20 protein-coding genes are annotated in these 18507 nt (G+C 54.1%); 11 read left to right on the top strand and 9 right to left on the bottom strand.

The window, feature by feature from the left end; translation table 11 throughout:
• Positions 1-28: 28 nt before the first annotated feature.
• From NM686_RS11810 to purE, 9 genes are all read right to left on the bottom strand, one after another.
• A complete protein-coding gene (locus tag NM686_RS11810) occupies positions 29-1828 on the bottom strand; it encodes a V-type ATP synthase subunit A (RefSeq protein ID WP_255188062.1) in 1800 nt (599 codons plus the stop codon).
• Complete coding sequence (locus tag NM686_RS11805; protein ID WP_255188061.1) at positions 1825-2520, bottom strand: DUF2764 family protein; 696 nt, start codon at positions 2518-2520, stop codon at positions 1825-1827. The genes NM686_RS11810 and NM686_RS11805 overlap by 4 nt, the downstream gene beginning before the upstream one ends.
• On the bottom strand, positions 2517-3206 hold the full coding sequence (locus NM686_RS11800; protein ID WP_255188060.1) for a hypothetical protein: 690 nt from the start codon (positions 3204-3206) through the stop codon (positions 2517-2519). Before NM686_RS11800 ends, NM686_RS11805 begins: the two co-directional genes overlap by 4 nt.
• Positions 3207-3218: 12 nt before the next feature.
• Positions 3219-3668: an ATP synthase subunit C gene (locus tag NM686_RS11795; protein ID WP_255188059.1), complete on the bottom strand. Its 450-nt coding sequence runs from the start codon at positions 3666-3668 to the stop codon at positions 3219-3221.
• On the bottom strand, positions 3668-5467 hold the full coding sequence (locus NM686_RS11790) for a V-type ATP synthase subunit I (protein WP_255188058.1): 1800 nt from the start codon (positions 5465-5467) through the stop codon (positions 3668-3670). The genes NM686_RS11795 and NM686_RS11790 overlap by 1 nt, the downstream gene beginning before the upstream one ends.
• Positions 5468-6070 carry a V-type ATP synthase subunit D gene (locus NM686_RS11785; RefSeq protein WP_255188057.1) on the bottom strand — a complete coding sequence of 201 codons (603 nt, stop codon included), beginning with the start codon at positions 6068-6070 and terminating at the stop codon, positions 5468-5470.
• Complete coding sequence (locus NM686_RS11780; protein WP_255188056.1) at positions 6048-7412, bottom strand: V-type ATP synthase subunit B; 1365 nt, start codon at positions 7410-7412, stop codon at positions 6048-6050. The genes NM686_RS11785 and NM686_RS11780 overlap by 23 nt, the downstream gene beginning before the upstream one ends.
• Positions 7413-7716: 304 nt before the next feature.
• Positions 7717-8811 (bottom strand): 5-(carboxyamino)imidazole ribonucleotide synthase, encoded by a 1095-nt coding sequence (locus NM686_RS11775; RefSeq protein ID WP_255188055.1) that lies wholly within the window; start codon positions 8809-8811, stop codon positions 7717-7719.
• Entirely contained in the window at positions 8808-9305 is a 498-nt protein-coding gene (purE, locus tag NM686_RS11770) for a 5-(carboxyamino)imidazole ribonucleotide mutase (RefSeq protein WP_255188054.1), read from the bottom strand. Before purE ends, NM686_RS11775 begins: the two co-directional genes overlap by 4 nt.
• A 379-nt stretch (positions 9306-9684) precedes the next feature.
• Here purE and ccmA point away from each other — a divergent pair, with 379 nt between their 5' ends.
• Genes ccmA through hemN form a run of 11 tightly spaced genes read left to right on the top strand, consistent with a single transcriptional unit; the run spans position 9685 to position 18321 of the window.
• Complete coding sequence (gene ccmA, locus NM686_RS11765; RefSeq protein ID WP_255188053.1) at positions 9685-10317, top strand: cytochrome c biogenesis heme-transporting ATPase CcmA; 633 nt, start codon at positions 9685-9687, stop codon at positions 10315-10317.
• Positions 10308-10982: a heme exporter protein CcmB gene (ccmB, locus tag NM686_RS11760; protein WP_255188052.1), complete on the top strand. Its 675-nt coding sequence runs from the start codon at positions 10308-10310 to the stop codon at positions 10980-10982. The genes ccmA and ccmB overlap by 10 nt, the downstream gene beginning before the upstream one ends.
• Before the next feature lie 38 nt (positions 10983-11020).
• Positions 11021-11401, top strand: coding sequence for a GxxExxY protein (locus tag NM686_RS11755; RefSeq protein WP_255188051.1), 381 nt, complete (start codon positions 11021-11023; stop codon positions 11399-11401).
• Positions 11402-11456: 55 nt separating this feature from the next.
• On the top strand, positions 11457-12218 hold the full coding sequence (locus tag NM686_RS11750; protein WP_255188050.1) for a heme ABC transporter permease: 762 nt from the start codon (positions 11457-11459) through the stop codon (positions 12216-12218).
• A complete protein-coding gene (gene ccmD, locus NM686_RS11745) occupies positions 12215-12379 on the top strand; it encodes a heme exporter protein CcmD (protein ID WP_255188049.1) in 165 nt (54 codons plus the stop codon). Before NM686_RS11750 ends, ccmD begins: the two co-directional genes overlap by 4 nt.
• Positions 12376-12810, top strand: coding sequence for a cytochrome c maturation protein CcmE (gene ccmE, locus NM686_RS11740; protein ID WP_255188048.1), 435 nt, complete (start codon positions 12376-12378; stop codon positions 12808-12810). The genes ccmD and ccmE overlap by 4 nt, the downstream gene beginning before the upstream one ends.
• The gene (locus NM686_RS11735) at positions 12807-14756 is read left to right on the top strand and encodes a heme lyase CcmF/NrfE family subunit (protein WP_255188047.1); all 1950 of its coding nucleotides are present in this window, start codon (positions 12807-12809) and stop codon (positions 14754-14756) included. Before ccmE ends, NM686_RS11735 begins: the two co-directional genes overlap by 4 nt.
• A complete protein-coding gene (locus NM686_RS11730; RefSeq protein ID WP_255188046.1) occupies positions 14749-15288 on the top strand; it encodes a DsbE family thiol:disulfide interchange protein in 540 nt (179 codons plus the stop codon). The genes NM686_RS11735 and NM686_RS11730 overlap by 8 nt, the downstream gene beginning before the upstream one ends.
• Positions 15285-15746 carry a cytochrome c-type biogenesis protein gene (locus tag NM686_RS11725; RefSeq protein ID WP_255188045.1) on the top strand — a complete coding sequence of 154 codons (462 nt, stop codon included), beginning with the start codon at positions 15285-15287 and terminating at the stop codon, positions 15744-15746. Before NM686_RS11730 ends, NM686_RS11725 begins: the two co-directional genes overlap by 4 nt.
• A complete protein-coding gene (gene ccmI / locus NM686_RS11720) occupies positions 15743-16942 on the top strand; it encodes a c-type cytochrome biogenesis protein CcmI (protein WP_255188044.1) in 1200 nt (399 codons plus the stop codon). The genes NM686_RS11725 and ccmI overlap by 4 nt, the downstream gene beginning before the upstream one ends.
• On the top strand, positions 16939-18321 hold the full coding sequence (gene hemN, locus NM686_RS11715) for an oxygen-independent coproporphyrinogen III oxidase (RefSeq protein ID WP_255188043.1): 1383 nt from the start codon (positions 16939-16941) through the stop codon (positions 18319-18321). The genes ccmI and hemN overlap by 4 nt, the downstream gene beginning before the upstream one ends.
• The last annotated feature ends 186 nt before the right edge of the window (positions 18322-18507 follow it).

Genomic DNA, 18507 nt, shown 5'->3' with positions numbered 1-18507 from the left:
TGATTACTAGGGGCGCCATGCGGACCCGTTACAGCATGGCCTCGATTTTACCCCATAACTGTTTGTACTCGGTCGACTGCCAAACCGCATAGTTCAGGTTTTTAAACAGGCCGGTCAGTTGCGTAAAAAAGTCTCGAACATGGCTTTGGTCGCTAAATTGACGTTTTGAACCGATGATTTTGACGATCAGCATAAAAGTCTCTTTCTGCCGCTCAAGTGGTACGGACACGTCCACAGGATCGAACGCATCCTGCTGCAAATAAACCATGTCGACAAATGTGGCTTGCTGGTAAATGACAAAGTCTTCCATTGTCACGCCTTCTTCACCAGCAACCTGAATCATTTCATGGACGCTGTTACCACGCGAAAGGAGTTGCAGAACCTGTTGCGCGTGAGTCGTCCAATCCGGCGCCAAATGGCGTTGATACCAAGGGTTTAATTGCTCCAGGTAGCGCGACCATGACAACAAGGGATCGACTGCGGGGTAAAAGCGTTTATAGGCGCGGTCCGCGCTCAAGCCCAGGAAGGCTTTCACGGTGTTCAAGGTCGATTGGGTAACGGGTTCCTCGAAGTTGCCGCCCGCCGGTGAAACCGTACCTATCATGGTCAGGCTTCCGCTGCTGCCATCGGCATTCGAGATGACCCCAGCGCGCTCATAGATGTTTTTGATCGAGGAATCCAGGTAAGCCGGAAAGGCTTCTTCGCCGGGAATTTCCTCCAGCCGACCCGAGGTTTCCCGCATCGCCTGCGCCCAGCGCGAGGTGGAGTCTGCCAGCAACAGCACATTCAATCCCATTTGCCGGTAATACTCGCCCAGCGTAATGCCGGTGTAGATCGAAGCTTCGCGGGCGGCGACGGGCATCGACGAGGTATTGCAGATGATGATGGTTCTATCCATCAACGAGCCGCCCGTTTTGGGGTCGGTCATCAACGGAAATTCGGTGATGGTTTCGACCACTTCGCCGGCCCGTTCGCCACAGGCGACCACGATGACGATGTCGACTTCCGAATTGCGCGCGATCAGGCTTTGCAAAACGGTTTTGCCGGCGCCGAAGGGGCCCGGAATGCAACCGGTTCCACCGCGGGCAATGGGAAAGAAGGTATCGACCAGGCGCAAATGCGTGATCAAGGGTTCAGTAGGGTATTGTCTTTGATTCAAGTTATTGCGCAACAAATCTTGCGACAAGGGTTTGCGCACCGGCCAGCGTTGTTTCAGCATGACCGTTTGTTCCTTGCCATTGGCCAGGCGTATTTTGGCCACCGGCTCGTCTATCGTGACATTGCCGGCCTGTATCCAGGTGACCTCGACTTCGCCGGCGATATCGAACGGCACCATGATCTTGTGCGTGAAACGGCGTTCCTGCACGGTACCCAGGGCCGCGCCCGCGTGTAATTTCGTGCCCAGTTGCACGCAAGGGGTGAAGGCCCATTTGCAATTATGATCCAGTGAAGGCAAATCAACGCCGCGCGGCAGAAAATATCCGAATTCGGTGGCCAACAAATCCAGCGGATTTTGCAAGCCGTCGAATACCTGCCCCAACAAGCCAGGCCCCAATTCCACCGATAACAATTGACCGCTTTGCTCGACCGGATCGCCGACCGCGACTCCCAGTGTGCTTTCGTAAACCTGTGCGTCGGCCCGGTTGCCATAAATGCGCAATACCTCGGCTTTCAGGCGTTCTTGATGCTTGGTCTCGCAGCGGCTTGGCAAAATGTAAACGACCTCGTTCTTGGTCAGCGGCGTTTCGCCGATGGCTTCGAGCGAGATAATGTCATCCTGCACGGCGATTACACGGGCAGTAGCTGCCGCAAAGTTTTGTGAGTTCATGGTCTTTCTTCACACTCCAGCGAAACGTCGGCCATTCCGGCGCTAATCAATTCATTAAAACGTAACAAGGCTCTATCCGCGTCGTAACTGACCCAGCGATCGATCACATACCAACGCAGCACGTACAGCACCACGGCCGGAAAATCGAAGGTATGTCCCAGACTCAGGCGCGCATAGTACTTCCAATTGAGTTCCAGCATCAATTTATCCAGTTCCAGGGTCTTGTTTTCCGACAGCAATTGCCAGGCTTGTTTCAACCAGGGCAGTGACTGGCCCAGGCCGAAATCTGACTTGTGCCAATTGCGGCGAATGAACTGCAGGCGATCGCCAAAACCATGGTAAGGCTGGTCGAGCGGCAAGATTTCGCCGGCGTGTTTTCGGCGCAAGGCGTTGATCAAGGTTCTAAGTTCCAGGCGCCATAACACGATCTGACGTAAGAACTCGCTGCGAATCAACGCCATTTCGGCATGCCCGTGCGTGACGATGTTCACGTCATCGGCTTCCTGCATTTTTGACCAGTGCAACAATCTTTCGATACGCGCCAGATCAGCGGCATCGTCCGCATCGAGCAAGCTGAGGCGTTTATCCAGCTGTATGCGCGATATAGGCAATATCTTTGCCGAAAACAGATCGACCGGTTGCGGCGGCAAGCTGGTCATCAACAGCGTGTATCTGAAATGCCGGTTGATCACTTGACGATGCCTTGCAGCAATGCACGGAAACGAGGCTGCAAATGGTGTAATAACAAAGTAGCCACCGCTTCGTCGGTGAAATCGATTTGCATCGCGTTATTTTCCAGTTTGATCACTAGTCCCGCCTTGATTTGCTCGCTGACTTCGAAGGTCACACCCTGGCGTAACAAGTCGCCTGCAATAGAGGCACTCAGGTGGGATAGAACGCCCTGTTTCAATTCTTCCGGATTTTTGCGTAGTTCCTCGACACCAATGACATCCTCCGGTAAAACCAGGGCGATGTGTTGTCGTTCGTCCAGCCCGGTTTTGTCGCGAACCCTGCCGGCCAGCGCCAGGATGATTTGTTCGATGAAGGCGGGTTGCGCCATTTTATCGCCGACCACGCGCTGCACTTCCTGGCTGAAACTACCTAGCAAGGTGTCGCGCAATTTCAGCAAGGCGTCGCGGGCGGCCAGGTTCAGCGCATCGATGCCGGCATTTTTTAACGCATCCGCCTCGGCTTGCGCCTTGGCAACGATGCGCTTGGCTTCCTGTTCGGCTTCATCGATTAGCCAAGTCGCGCGTTTTTGCGCATCGGCGACGATGCTTTCGGCTTTGGCCTGACCGGTATTGATGGCTTGCTCCCTTAAGCGTTCGATCAGTTGGTCGACGCCCGAAGAGGCGATATCTGCTTTTTCCTCTTTCATGATGACGCCCGCTCAGGTTTGGGGGATGCCGCCGCTAATCACGAGCGCAAAGATGAAGGAAAATACCGCGAAACCTTCCACGATGGCGGCCGGCACGACAGATAAGCCAAAGATTTCCGGTTTGGCCTTGGCGGCATGAATGGCCGCCGCGCAGCATTGGCCTTGGTAAATCGCGCTCAACATCAAAGCCAATCCGGCCAGGACTCCGACCGAAAACAAGCCGGCGCCATTGGCCAGCGTTACGGTGCGATTCAACGTGAACATCACGACGATGCCGAAAATAACCTGGGATGACGGCATCGCCGATACGCCGATATAACGGCCGTGACCGGTCTCGGTATCCAGCATCGCGCCAATCGCGGCCTGGCCGGCAATCGAACAACCTATCACACTGCCGACGGCGCCCAGCGCCATCGGCGCATACAACCCTATCCAACCTAAAACCACAATTAAATCAGCCATTAATGGACTCCTTTTTTGGAAAATGCTTTAAACGGGTAACCTTCATCGGAAACGCTCCAATTGTAAAATTCGATGAAATTCAAGCGCAGGCCATGTACCACGCCACTCAAGATGCATAACAACAAATTCAAGCCGTGCCCAAGCAGCAATATCATTATGCTGAAAAACAAGCCGGGGCCGGGCAAATTGTGGTGAACCTGTTCGGCCAGATGGTTGAAGGTAAGCGCCAGCGAAGCGCTGGCCAATCCTAGCGCAAACAGCCGCATATAGCTCAGCACGTCGCCGAATAACTGCGTGATGCCGATCAGGCTCTTGAGTCCATCCAGCAGCCGCAGAAACCAGTCGCTCCAATGTTTGATGCGCCGATGGCTATTGAACAACACCAATAATACCGCGCCTACAATCAGCAAACTTTTCCCGAAAATACTCAATATGGCTTGCTTGTCGGCTGGCGATAGCCACAGGCAAAATCCGCCCACGACCAGACCGACCCAGCCGATTGGCCCCAGCGCCTGGCTGGACGGCATGAGCTGATAGGCTTTGATCAAATTCGCCATCGCAATATGCACGACGCCGATCGCGATGGTCAGGCGCATCATGCCGCTAAAATCGTTGAGGTCGAAAAACTTGAGTTCGGAAAATACGCTTTCCGGTTTCGGCGCATAGCCAAAGTAGCTGCCGCACAACACTCCCCAAAGCAGGGATAGAAAAATGGTATTGGCGGCCAAAACCCGGATACGGCGGCCTTTGACATTTTTGCCCAGTTGTCGCCATTTGAATAGCAAAAATAGGGCGAACACCGCCGCATAACCGGCATCGGACAGGATCAGGGCGAAAAACAGCGAAAAAGAAAAGAACACCATCGCCGATGGGTCCCAGCCGCCATAGTGCGGGGTTTGATAAAAATTGACCAACTCTTCACCGCCGGCCAATTGCGGCGGGTTTTCCAGGAGGGTAGGCGGTCTGTCCTCTTCTGTCGGCTCTTCTATCAGCAAGGCCAGGCCTTGTTGTTCGGCAAACGCTTGATAACGTTGTAGGTGCTTTTCTGGCAGCCAGCCTTGTACCGCAAACACGCTGGTTTCATCTCGCGTCAGGATTTGCGCCTGTTGCAAGTTATCAAAATTCCACGCTTCGTTGCAATGCAGGGTTAGCAGGTATGTCCAGCGCGTCAGGGATTCGCGTTGTGCTTGCAGGTCTTCCAGGGCCAATTCCAGCTCGTCACGCTGATGCTCCAGTTCCGACAAGGCTATCGAACCGGTATGGGTCCTGGCGACAGGTAGAGCGTTTTCGGGTGGTTCGGTCTCGGCGATGACGACCACGTAGCAAAAAAGATTGTCTTGATGCACCGTTTGCCAAGTGTAGTCGCAGTCTTTGAGCTTGTTCATCATGCGTTTGGGAATGATGTAAAACCAAAAGCGCTGCCCAGCCAACAGACCGGTCTCGGGTAATTGAAAATCGCCCCAGGGCTCCAGTTCCTTGATGCGTTTTTGCAAGGCATCGTACTTGTCGGTCAATTCCCTGGTTTTGCTTTTCAATTTCAACACCTGATCGACGACATGATCGCTATTGAAATTTTTGGATCGTTTGACTTGATGACGCTTGTTGGGGCTGCTTCGCAAGTAACGCAAGGCCTGCATCATTTGCTCGGACTGCTTGCCGCCTTCGCGTTCGCGGGAGCGGCGGGAAGGCGTCAACGGAATCAAATGCAAGTCACCCATGGTTTGCAACTGATCCAATACGCGCGCCTTGTCCTCGATCAAGCCGCAAAAGGTCATTTTTTTCAGTTTGACGATGGCCATTTAGTCCCCCGCGGCGGCTCTGAGCTGTTTGGTGAGCTTTGAGCGTACCACATCGGCACGCTCGGCATCGGAGAGGAAAATGCGAATTTTACGGATGTTTTGTTCGGTCTTCGGAATCAAGACTTTGTCGAACAGATTCACCTTCTGGGTCACTTTCTTGACCGCTGAACTCAACAAGTCAAGACGTTTTTGCTGAATCCGATGTTGACATTGCAGTTCCAGCATCAGCCGCAGCTGGACGACCACGGCATCGACCCAATGCGGCTTCAAGTAAGGCGAATAGGGTTTGCAGGTCAATTCCACTTTTTTCAATACCGGCAAATTGATGCCGACGATGTTTTCGTTGTCGAGTTCCAGGCTTTTCACCGCGACCAGATTGCTTAAATCGATGTCGCGATTGGCCATCATCGGCAGCGATTGGGCTACCCGTTTTTGACACGCGGCGATGCGCTGCTGGGTTGCTTCGAACTGCGTCCAGCTTTTGGCGCGTTCCGCCACCAGCTTTTGCCGTTTCAGTTCCAAAGAAGGCAGATATTGCCGATAGCGCTTGAGTTTGCCGCTTTCTTTGTGCAGTGCGGCTTTATTCAGCGACAGCTTCGCCATGGCGGGCCTTTGGGAAATATTTGTCGATCAGGGTTTGTTTCATCAACAATTCGCTTGCCGAGAAACATTCCGCCAGGGTTTGCCAGCTCAAATCCAGCGCTTGTTCCAGCGGGATGGAGACATTGATGTCCATGAAGCGTTTTCGGAACAGTTTGCCGAATTTCAGCAGCTTGCGGTCGTAATCGGATAAATCGAAGGCCATGGCCTGTTTTTGTTCGGCGTCGTTGGCGGCGGCATAGAAACGGATCATCGTGTTCATGATCTGGGCGTGATCTTCCCGGGTGACCTTGCCGATCACGTGTTGCTTCAAGCGCGACAGCGAACCGAAGGGATCGAGCATACCGTCGTGCAAATAAAACTGGCCTTCGGTGATGTAGCCGGTATTGTCCGGCACCGGGTGAGTGACGTCGTTACCCGGCATCGTGGTCACCGTGAGTATCGTCACCGAGCCCGCGCCTTTGTAATCGCAGGCTTTTTCGTAGCGACGGGCGAGCTGGGAATACAGGTCGCCCATGTAGCCGCGATTGGACGGGACGTGCTCCATCGAAATGCCGACCTCTTTCATCGCGTCGGCATAGGCCGTCATGTCGGTCATCAGCACCAACACGCGTTTGCCTTCCTCGACGGCAAAGCGCTCGGCTACCGCCAGCGCCATGTCTGGCACCAGCAAGCGTTCCACGATGGGGTCGGAAGCCAGATTGCAGAACATCACGGTTCTGGCAAAGACGCCGGCCAGTTCGAATTGCGAACGAAAATAATGAAAGTCGTCGAAGATCAAGCCCAGACCGGCAAACACGACGATGTCGGCATCGGATTGTATGCCGACCCGCGCCAGAAAGGCGTTGAAGGGTTCGCCCGCAATGGAAAAGATCGGAATCTTCTGGCTTTCGACCAGACAATTGAACAGGTCGATCATCGGTACATCGGTACGGATCATCTTGGAGGCCAAAATCCGTTTCATCGGATTGACCGAAGCGCCGGTGATGGTGACTTTGGGATCGGGTTGCAAGTCAGAGCCGCCGTCGATCGGTTCGCCCGTACCATTGAAAATGCGGCCTAAGATGTTGGTCGAGTAGGTCACTTGCAGGGCGTGGCCCAAAAATCGTACCGAGGCCGCGGTGGAAATCCCGCGCGTACCGGAAAACACCTGTAGCGATACCTTGCTGCCATCGATTTTGATGACTTGGGCCAAGGATTGGCTACCGTTGGGATCTTCGATACGGGCCAGATCGCCAAACCGGGTGGTGATGTCCTGGTGGGTGGTAGCGCTGGCGACATTCACGGTGATGATGTTTCCGACGATAGACAAGATATTGTAATGTCTGATCATGTGTTCGATCATGCTGCACTCCGTTCAACGCGCGCCAGCTGTGGCGCGATAGGCATAAATAAGGATTCAGTCCAAAATAACGTCCGCATTTTGCTCCCTCGCTCTCTGGAGGTCGTAAAAGCCCCCTGTCCTTGCGGGAGAGGGTGAGGGGAACAAGATTTATACCCTCTCATCCTAACCTTCTGCCGGAGGAAGAAGGATCTGTTTTGACTTTTACGACACCCTCCTTTGGGAGAGGGGGGAGCAAAGTAATAAACAAGCCGGTTATTCTTGACCATATCCTAAGCATCGAAAAACTCAATGGACTCGCCATGTTTCATGAATCATCCGTCTGTTTGGCCAAATTCGTCAGTTTTTCACGAGTCTGTTCGAATTGTTCGAGATCTTCGCTCCTGATGGTGGCATGCGCCACTTTGCGGCCTTTGCGCGGTGCTTTGTCGTAAAGGTGCAAGTGCGCGTGATCAAGCTTCAATATTTCTTCAGTCTGTGGCAAACCGCCGATGAAATTTACCATTGCTGCGAAGCCGCGGGTTTGCGTAGAGCCCAGGGGTAAATCCAATATCGCGCGCAAATGGTTTTCAAACTGACTGGTTTCCGAGCCTTCTATGGTCCAATGCCCCGAATTATGCACCCTGGGGGCGAATTCGTTGGCCAATAGCTGGCCACCGACATCGAACAGTTCCAGCGCAATGACACCGACATAATCCAGTTTTTCCAGCAAGCGCCTGACGTAATCCTCGGCCATGCCTTGTTCGGCATCATCGGCGCAGGCGCTGGCCACGCGCAGAATCCCGCCGCTATGACGATTTTCGGACAGCGGATAAAACACGATATCGCCGGATGGTCGTCGCGCCGCGATGATGGAAACTTCGCGGCGAAATGGCACGAAACCTTCGACGATGGCCGCCGCGCCTTGCATGGCTTCCCAGGCGGCGGCCAGGTCGCCAGCGGACATCAAAACAACCTGGCCCTTGCCATCGTAGCCCATGCGCCGGCTTTTTAAAATAGCCGGATAGCCCATCGTGGTCATGGCATTTTTCAAGTCCGCCAGGCTGTCAACCTGCGCGTAGGGCGCGGTGCCTATGCCCAGTTCCTTGAAAAAGTTTTTTTCCAGCAACCTATCCTGTGAAACCGCCAGTGCGTTGGCGGGTGGATAGACCGTGGTGTGGCTGGACAGAAATTCGGCCACATGTGCCGGCACGTTTTCGAATTCATAGGTGACTACGTCGGCTTTTTCCGCCAGTTCGGCCAGCAAGGCCGGATCGTCGTATGCGCCGTGCAAGTGTTCACTCAAGCCCGCCGCGCCGGCGTTTGGATCCGGATCGAGCACGATGAATTTCAAGCCCAGCGGGTAGCCTGCCAAAGCGATCATTCTGGCGAGCTGGCCGCCACCCAGGATGCCTACTTTCATTGTTGCACCTGCCTCGGGTCAGGATTGGCGTTGACGTTATCGGTTTGTTGTTGACGATAGGCGTCCAGGGCAGGGCGATATTGCGGATGTTTGTTGCTGACGATCGCGGCCGCCAACAGGGCTGCATTGATCGCGCCGGCTTTGCCGATGGCTAAAGTGCCCACGGGAATACCGGCCGGCATTTGCACGATGGACAATAACGAGTCCATGCCGTTCAGTGCCTTGGATTGTACCGGCACGCCCAAAACCGGCAACACGGTCTTGGCGGCCGTCATGCCGGGCAAATGGGCGGCGCCGCCAGCACCGGCAATGATGACTTCCAAGCCCTTGCTCTCGGCGGTTTCGGCGTATTGAAACAGCTTGTCGGGGGTGCGATGCGCCGATACCACCTCGACTTCGTGCGGGATATCAAGATGTTCTAGGGTTTGCGCGGCATGTTGCATGGTATCCCAGTCGGACGTGGAACCCATGATGATGCCTATCAATGCGGTCATGCAAAATCTCCGGTGCGATGCAGTAATCTAAAATAAAAGGATTATCGCATAAAGGATATTTTTTCTGGCTACGCAAGTTTGCGGTGATTCGGCATCAAGCCAGAATGATCAGATTCGACGGCGGTCGATTGACTGGCCCAAAAGGTGTATGTCGGTAGGGATGAATATTTAGTCTTCCATGTCACGGGCTGGCAGAGCGGGCTTTTCCTGGTGTTGACGGGTATCAAGATGCCGCGCCGGGCTTTGTTATTTTTGCGGGCGGGGGTGAGGCTTGGTGACGGTAAAATTCCTGATACAAAAAGAAAGGCCGGTAATTTGCAATCGATGCGCTATTTGTTGATAAGATAAGCGGCTTTGAATATTTGGATTCGTTGCGGTAATGGAACACACAAACCCAGCCGAACTCGCTGTCGTGGATTTAGCCTGCGGGCGCGACGACAGGCTGCTGTTTTCCGGCTTGAGCTTTGGTCTGCGTCCCGGTCAGGTTTTATTGCTGGAAGGGAGCAATGGCAGCGGCAAGACTACCTTGTTGCGCACCTTGTGCGGTTTTCGTGAAGCCGATGAGGGCGAAATTCGTTGGTGTGGCCAATTGCTGGAAGAGAGCTCTTATTATGCGGATATGGCCTATGTCGGCCATGCCGAGGGCATCAAAAAGGAATTGACGGTTTTGGAAAATTTGCGCTTTGCCCTGGCGTTGAGCCAGCCGGGCCATTACGGCATCGACGAGGCACTGCAAAAAGTACAATTGGCCGGTTACGACGATAATCCGGTGCACACCTTGTCCGCCGGGCAAAAACGGCGTTTGTCGCTGGCCCGTTTGCTGATCACGCACAATATTTTGTGGATACTGGATGAACCCTTCACCTCACTGGACAGGCAAGGCATCGATTTGATCGAGACGTTGATCGATGCGCACGTCAAACAAGGCGGCATGGTGATTTTGACTTCTCATCACGATCTGAGCCTGCATCATATCGGCTTGCAACGCATTCATTTGGATTCATGTCTTTGACTCAGGCTTTTTTGGCGATCATCCGCCGTGATTTGCTGCTGGCTTTTCGGCGCCGCGCCGAAATGGCCAACCCGCTGCTGTTTTTTGTGATGGTCGTGACCTTGTTTCCGCTGGCGGTGGGCGCGCAACCCAACTTGTTGCAGGCGATGGCGCCCGGCGTGATCTGGGTGTCGGCCTTACTGGCGGCGTTGTTGTCTTTGGACAGCCTGTTTCGCTCGGATTTCGACGATGGCTCGCTGGAACAACTGCTGTTGAGCCCGCATTCTCTGCCAGTGCTGGTGCTGGGCAAAATCGTGGCGCATTGGCTGGTGACCGGCCTGCCGTTGCTGTTGGTCGCGCCTTTGCTGGCATTATTCCTGGGTTTGCCGGAACGCGCCATGCCGACGCTCTGGCTGACCTTGCTGTTGGCGACGCCAATGCTTAGCTTGATTGGCGCCATTGGCGTGGCGTTGACCGTAGGCTTGCGTCGTGGCGGCATGCTGTTGTCGCTGTTGGTGTTGCCTTTGTATATCCCGGTATTGATTTTCGCCAGCAGCGCCGTCGACCGCGCCGCCAGCGGCTTGCCGGTTACCGCGCAAATCAATATTTTGCTGGCCATGCTGCTGCTGGCTTTGGTATTGACCCCGCTGCCGACGGCGGCGGCGCTGAAGATGAGCGTGAATTAAACCGACTAGTGTCCACGAAACACACGAAAAGCACGAAAATGGAAAGAGGGATTTTTTACCAGGAGGAGAGCTATCGAATTCAAGGCGCGGTGTTCGAAGTGTATCGTGAAATGGGCTGTGGTTTTCTTGAGGCGGTATACCAAGAATGTTTGGCTCAGGAATTTTCAAAGCGAAAAATACCCTTTCTTGAACAGGAACCACTCAGGCTTTTCTACAAAGGAGAGCCTTTAAGGCAAACTTATACACCCGATTTTATTTGTTTCGATGCAATAATCGTTGAATTGAAAGCACTTTCCAGTATTTCGCAGTCTCATAAAGCACAGGTATTGAATTACCTAAAAGCGACCAAAATGCGCCTTGGGTTGTTGGTTAATTTTGGCGAATATCCGAAAGCAACGATAGCTCGAATTGTTCTATGAAAATTTTCGTGTTTTTCGTGTCTTTCGTGGACAACTATTTTCAGTAAACAAGCTTATGTCTATCATTCCCGCTTCTGTCAGTCGCTTTTTTCACCGCACCGCTTCCTCGCCGCATTTTTATGCGTTGGCGGATAAGTTCATCCCGTGGCTGATCGTATTGTTTTTATTGCTGCTGATTCCCGGCTTATACGGCGGCCTGGTGATGGCGCCGGCCGATTATCAGCAGGGTGATAGTTACCGTATCATTTATATCCACGTGCCGGCCGCCTGGATGTCGCTGTTCATTTACGTGCTGATGGCGATCATGGGCGGCATTGCGCTGATCTGGCATATGAAACTGGCCGAGGTGATGCTGATCAGCAGCGCGCCGATAGGCGCCGGCTTTACCTTCATCGCCCTGGTGACGGGGTCGTTGTGGGGCAAGCCGATGTGGGGTACCTGGTGGGTATGGGATGCGCGTTTGACCTCGGAACTGATCTTGCTGTTCTTGTATCTGGGTATCAGCGCTTTGTACGGCGCGATCGAGGACAAGCGCAGTGCGGCTCGGGCAGTGTCAATCTTGGCGCTGGTCGGTGTCGTCAACATTCCCATCATCCATTATTCGGTGGAATGGTGGAACACCCTGCACCAAGGGCCCACGGTCAGTAAAATGGACAAGCCATCCATCCATATCAGCATGCTGATTCCGCTGTTGTTGATGGCGGGAGCATTCAAGGTTTATTACGCCATTGCCGTGTTGCAGACCGCCAAATTGGAATTGTTGAAACGGGAAGCCACGGCGCAATGGGTCAAAAATTTGCTGGAGAATAAAGCATGACACTGGAAAGTTTTTTACACATGGGCGGCTACGCCTTCTACGTCTGGACCTCCTATGGCATTACCACGGCGGTATTGCTGTGGAATTTGTTTGCGCCCATCGTGCAACGCAAACAGTTACTTAGACAATTGGCCCTGAAACAAAAACGCGCGCAACGATGAAAGCACACCGCAAACAACGACTGATTCTGATTGTACTGATGCTGATTGGCATCGGCTTGGCGGCCACTTTTGCGTTAAAGGCCTTCAACGAAAATCTGATGTACTTTTTTTCCACCACCGATGTCGTCGAAGGCAAAGCACCCAAGGATACTTTGTTCCGATTGGGCGGCATGGTTGTCAAGGGCAGCGTGGAGCGACCGGGCGCCGATATGCTGGTACGTTTCAAACTCAGCGATTTCAGCAAGGAAGTCACCGTCGAATACAGCGGCATCCTGCCGGATTTGTTCCGGGAAGGGCAGGGCATCGTCGCCAAGGGACGTCTGGATCAGCGTGGCGTTTTCGTGGCTGAGGAAGTGTTGGCCAAGCACGATGAAAATTACATGCCGCCGGAAGTGGCGGGCAGCTTGAAGAAAGCGCCGGAGGCCAAATGATTCCGGAAATCGGACACTTCTCGCTGATTCTGGCGCTGTGCATGGCCCTGATTCAGGGTACGCTGCCTTTGATCGGTGCCTGGCGCGGCATCGTCGGCTGGATTTATGTCGCCAAACCGGCGGCCTACGGACAATTGCTGTTCATGGGCTTTGCCTATGCCTGCCTGACCTACAGTTTCATCAGCCATGATTTTTCGGTGGCCTATGTGGCACAAAACTCCAACACTGCTTTACCGTTTTTGTATTTGGTATCCGGGGTGTGGGGCGCGCACGAAGGTTCATTGTTGTTGTGGGCCCTGACCTTATCGATCTGGACCGGATTGGTGGCTTTGCTGAGCCAGAACATTCCCGATCAAACCCGCGCCAGAGTATTGGGCGTGATGGGCTTGGTTGCGGTCGGTTTTATCTTGTTTTTGTTGTTCACGTCCAATCCGTTTGCGCGTTTGTTCCCGGCGCCGTCCGAAGGGCGTGATTTGAACCCCTTGTTGCAAGACCCCGGCTTGGCGATTCATCCGCCTATGCTGTACATGGGTTATGTCGGCTTCTCGGTGGCTTTTGCGTTTTCGATTGCGGCCTTGATCGAAGGCAAACTGGATGCGGCTTGGGCGCGCTGGTCGCGACCCTGGACCACGGTGGCCTGGATGTTTTTGACCATCGGCATCACGCTGGGTAGCTGGTGGGCCTATTACGAACTGGGGTGGGGCGGTTGGTGGTTTTGGGACCCCGTTGAAAACGCGTCCTTCATGCCCTGGCTGGTCGGCACGGCTTTGATTCACTCGCTGGCGGCGACCGAAAAACGCGGGGTGTTCAAAACCTGGACCGTATTGCTGGCGATTTTCGCGTTTTCATTGAGTCTGCTCGGCACGTTTTTGGTGCGTTCCGGCGTGTTGACCTCGGTGCATGCCTTCGCCAGTGATCCGGCGCGTGGTGTCTTTATCCTGGTGTTTTTGGCCGTCGTGGTGGGCGGCTCGCTGTTGCTATATGCGATCCGCGCGCCGGAAGTCAAAAGCAGCGCCCGTTTCGAACTGGTATCGCGCGAGTCTGTGTTGTTGGTCAACAACGTATTGCTGGTGGTAACCGCCGCCAGTATCCTGCTCGGCACCTTGTATCCGCTAGTGATCGACGCGTTGGGCCTGGGCAAATTGTCGGTTGGCCCGCCGTATTTCAACGCGGTATTCATTCCATTGATGGCGCCGTTGGCCATCGTGGTGGGTTTTGGCGTATTGCTACGATGGAAGCGTGACGAACTCAAAATTATCGGCCAGCAGGTTTGGCTGCCGGCGTTGGTTTGTCTCGTTGCGGCGGTCTTGTTGCCATTGGCCATGCCGTTTTATTCCTGGGCTGCCGTGTTGGGATTGGCCTTGGCTTTATGGACCACCGCAATTGCCGTCATGGCTTTCCAGCAACGCCTGCAAAGCTGGTCTTGGGCTCGATTGAAACAAATTCCGGCCGGATTTTACGGCATGACCCTCGCGCATATCGGCATCTCGGTGTTCGTGGTCGGCATTACCTTGACCTCGGTGTATAGCATAGAACGCGATGTGCGCATGGCGCCGGGCGACACGCTGGACATGTTCGGTTATGTGTTCAGCTTTCATGGGGTCAAACAAACCGAGGGCCCCAATTACCTGGCGCAGCAAGGTTATCTGACCGTCAACCACGACGGCGAAACCGTGGCGGAGCTCCATCCGCAAAAACGCGTCTATCGGGTGCAAACCATGCCGATGACCGAAGCCGCGATCGACGCCGGTCTGTTCCGGGATTTGTTCGTGGCGATCGGCGAACCGTTGGGCGAAGAGGGCGCCTGGAGTCTCAGGGTTTATTACAAGGCTTTCATTCGCTGGATCTGGATGGGCGGCGTGTTCATGGCCGTGGGCGGTATGCTCGGAGCCTTGGATAGACGTTATCGCGTGTTGAATAAAAAAGCGGTGTCGACCGATGCTTAAATTTAAATATTTGTTGCCGTTGGCATTGTTCATCGTACTGGCTGTTTTTCTGGCGGTCGGCCTGCGCTTGAATCCCAAGGACATTCCGTCGCCGCTGATCGACAAACCGGCGCCCGCATTCGCCTTGCCGATATTGGGCACGCCGGAAAAAAAACTGAGCAATCAGGATTTGCAGGGCAAGGTCTGGCTGTTCAACGTTTGGGCTTCCTGGTGTGTATCCTGCCGGCAGGAGCATCCGCTGTTGCTGGAACTGGCCAAACTCAAGCTCGTCACCCTCGTCGGCTTGAACTACAAGGACGAAGCACCGGCGGCGGCTCAGTGGTTACGGCAATTGGGCAATCCTTATGATGTCAGCATCATGGACGTCGATGGTCGGCTCGGTATCGATTATGGCGTGTACGGCGTGCCGGAAACCTTTGTGGTCGACAAGCGTGGCATCATTCGTTACAAGCATACCGGACCGGTGGAGCCGGGCGACATCGAGCGCCTGTTTTTACCATTGATCCGCCAACTGCAACAGGAGCCGGCATGAGAGTCTGGTTGTTGAGCTTGTTGTTGCTGATCTCGCTGTCCAGCCGGGCGGCGGTGGAATACCATCCCTTCGAGGACCCGGAACAGGAAGAAGCCTATCAAACGCTGATTTCGGAATTGCGCTGCCTGGTCTGCCAGAATCAGACCATCGCCGATTCCAATGCCGATCTGGCCAAGGACTTGCGCCAGCAGGTTTACGAAATGCTGCAGCAGGGCAAATCCCGGCAGGATGTGGTGGATTTCATGACCCAGCGCTATGGCGATTTCGTGTTGTATCGGCCGGCATTCAACCTGAAAACCGGTTTGTTATGGCTGGGCCCGTTATTGTTTTTGTTGATAGGCATCATTACGGTCGTGATCCTGGCGCGCGGCAAAAAGGCCACCGACCAGGCCGCAGCGCTGGATGTCCAGCAACAAAGCCGTCTCGACGATATTTTGCAAAAAGGTGAAGAGGATTGAATACGCTGTTCTGGATTATCGTGGCCGGCTTGGTGTTGTTGGCACTGGCGCTGATCGTACCGCCATTATTGCGGAAAACCCCGTTGCCCGATGACGACCACAGGCAACGCAACATCAAAATCGCTCGCCAACGCTTGGCGGAACTGAGGCAGCAATTACAGGACGGCGTCCTGGATCAAGTCCAGTTCGACGAGCAATACGCGGAATTGCAGTTGATGTTGAATGACGACTTGCAAGCGAGCGAGGCCGGCAAAGCGCCGGAACGGCAGGGGCGCTGGATCATCCCGATTTTGCTGGTTCTACTGCCTATGCTTAGTTTGTTGCTATACGTCAGCTTGGGGGACATCAATGCGCTGAGCAAGGTCGAGTTGCAGCAGACCCAAGTCAAAGCGGCGGAAAACATGGCCGGTATGATGGGCAAATTACAGCAGCGCTTGCAACAGCAGCCAGACGATGTCGAGGGCTGGATCATGCTGGGGCGCTCTTATGGTTTTCTACAACAGTATCAAGACGCCGCCGATGCGTTTGCCAGGGCCGATAAGCTGAAACCCGATGACGTCGAGATCATGCTGCAATATGCCAACAACCTGGCCATGGCCAGAGGTGGCAGCATGAAGGGCGAGCCCGAGCAATTGATCGCCAGGGTCATCGAAAAAGCGCCGGATAATGCCAACGCCTTGTGGCTGGCGGGTATGGCAATGGCGGAAGCGGGAGATTTTGCCAAGGCCAAGCAATACTGGCAAAAACTGTTGCAACTGTTGCCGCCGGATGCCGAAGGATTATCCCAAGTCCAGCAAATGCTGGCGGCGGTGGATCAAGAGCTGGAAAAACAACGGTCAGCCGGCCCGGCCATCGAAATCAAGGTCAAGGTGACTATCGATCCGGCACTGAAAGCCAACCTTCAGCCGCAGGATGCCGTCTTCATCTATGCGCAGGCGGTCAATGGGCCGAAAATGCCGTTGGCGATCGTGCGTAAACAGGCGTCTGATTTGCCGACCGAGGTCGTCTTGAATGATCAAATGGCGATGCAGGGTAGTAGTCGCCTGGGCGAACAGCAGCAATTAAGAATCGTGGCCCGTGTATCCAAATCCGGCCAAGCCATGACGCAACCCGGCGATTTGCTGGGCAGCGTGGAATTGGCCCAGCCTTTTGCCGGCGCAACGGCTAATGTGTTAATCAATCAGGAAGTCAAATGATCGATCAATCCATCAAATTCGATCTGGATCTGATCAAGCGTTACGATAAAGCCGGACCGCGCTATACCTCGTATCCGACCGCGCTGGAATTGCACGAAGGGTTCGGCGAGGCCGACTATCGCCGGCATATCGAACGGTCCAACGCCGCTGGCGGGCCTTTGTCGCTGTATTTCCATATCCCGTTTTGCGACACCGTTTGCTTTTATTGCGCCTGCAACAAGATCGTCACCAAAAATCGCGCCCACGCCGAGCCTTATCTGGATAACTTGTGCCAGGAAATCGCGCTGCAGGGCGCGCTGTTTGACAAGAACCGTAAAGTCGATCAGTTGCATTGGGGCGGCGGCACGCCGACCTTCTTGAGCTACGGACAAATGCAGCGCCTGATGGCTGTCACCCGCGCGCATTTCAATTTGCACGACGACGATAGCGGGCAATATTCGATCGAAGTCGACCCGCGCGAAACCAACGACAGAACCATTGCGCAATTACGCGAACTGGGGTTCAACCGCATCAGCCTGGGGCTACAGGATTTCGATGCGGAGGTACAAAAAGCCGTCAATCGCTTGCAAAGCCGGGAACAAACCTTTGCGGTATTGGAGGCCGCACGCAAGGAAGGTTTTCGCTCCACTAATATTGATTTGATCTATGGCTTGCCGCTGCAAACCGCGGAAACCTTCGCGCGTACCCTGGAGCAAGTGTTGGCCTATGCGCCGGACCGGTTTTCGATCTTCAACTATGCGCATATGCCCAGCCGGTTCAAGACTCAGCGGCAAATCAACGAAGCCGATTTGCCGTCGGCCGCCTTGAAGCTGGACATTCTGCAAATGGTCGGTAGAAAATTAACCGAGGCCGGTTATGTGTATATCGGCATGGACCATTTCGCCAAACCAGACGATGAACTGGCCGTGGCACAACGGGAAGGCAAGTTGTATCGCAATTTTCAGGGTTATTCGACCCATTCCGACTGCGATTTGATCGGTTTGGGCATCACCTCGATCGGCCGGGTGGGGGATGCCTACATTCAGAATTACAAGGAGTTGGACGAATACGACAAAGCCATTTCCGCAGGGCATTTGCCGGTCTATAAAGGTGTCGAGCTTGACGAAGACGACAAGTTGCGCCGCACCATGATCACGCAGCTGATTTGTCATTTCGATCTGACCTTCAGCAGCATCGAGCAAACGTTCAATATCGTATTCGCGGAGCATTTCGCGCCGGAACTGGAAAATCTCGAGATCATGCAGACCGACGGCCTGTTGCGCATGACGGCGGACGGTATTCAGGTATTGCCGGCAGGGCGCTTGTTGATCCGCAATATCTGCATGGTGTTCGATAAATACCTGGCGATAAAGCAGCGGCAGTTTTCACGGGTCATTTGAAACGCCAGCCTGCCGCGAGGCGTTACTCTGAAAGTCACGCGGCAACCCCAAAAACAGACTAACGACATAACAAAGTTGACTTTCATTTGCCGGGGCGATGCCAAGCCTTCATGAGCGTTACTCTAAAAATCACGGTTGACCATGGGATGAAGCATCGGTCATGGTCAAATCTATCCGGATATTCTC

Source organism: Methylomonas rapida (genome assembly GCF_024360925.2).
GTDB lineage: Bacteria > Pseudomonadota > Gammaproteobacteria > Methylococcales > Methylomonadaceae > Methylomonas > Methylomonas rapida.
The sequence above is the reverse complement of the archived record's forward strand: the minus strand, read 5'-3'. Positions and strand labels throughout refer to the sequence as shown.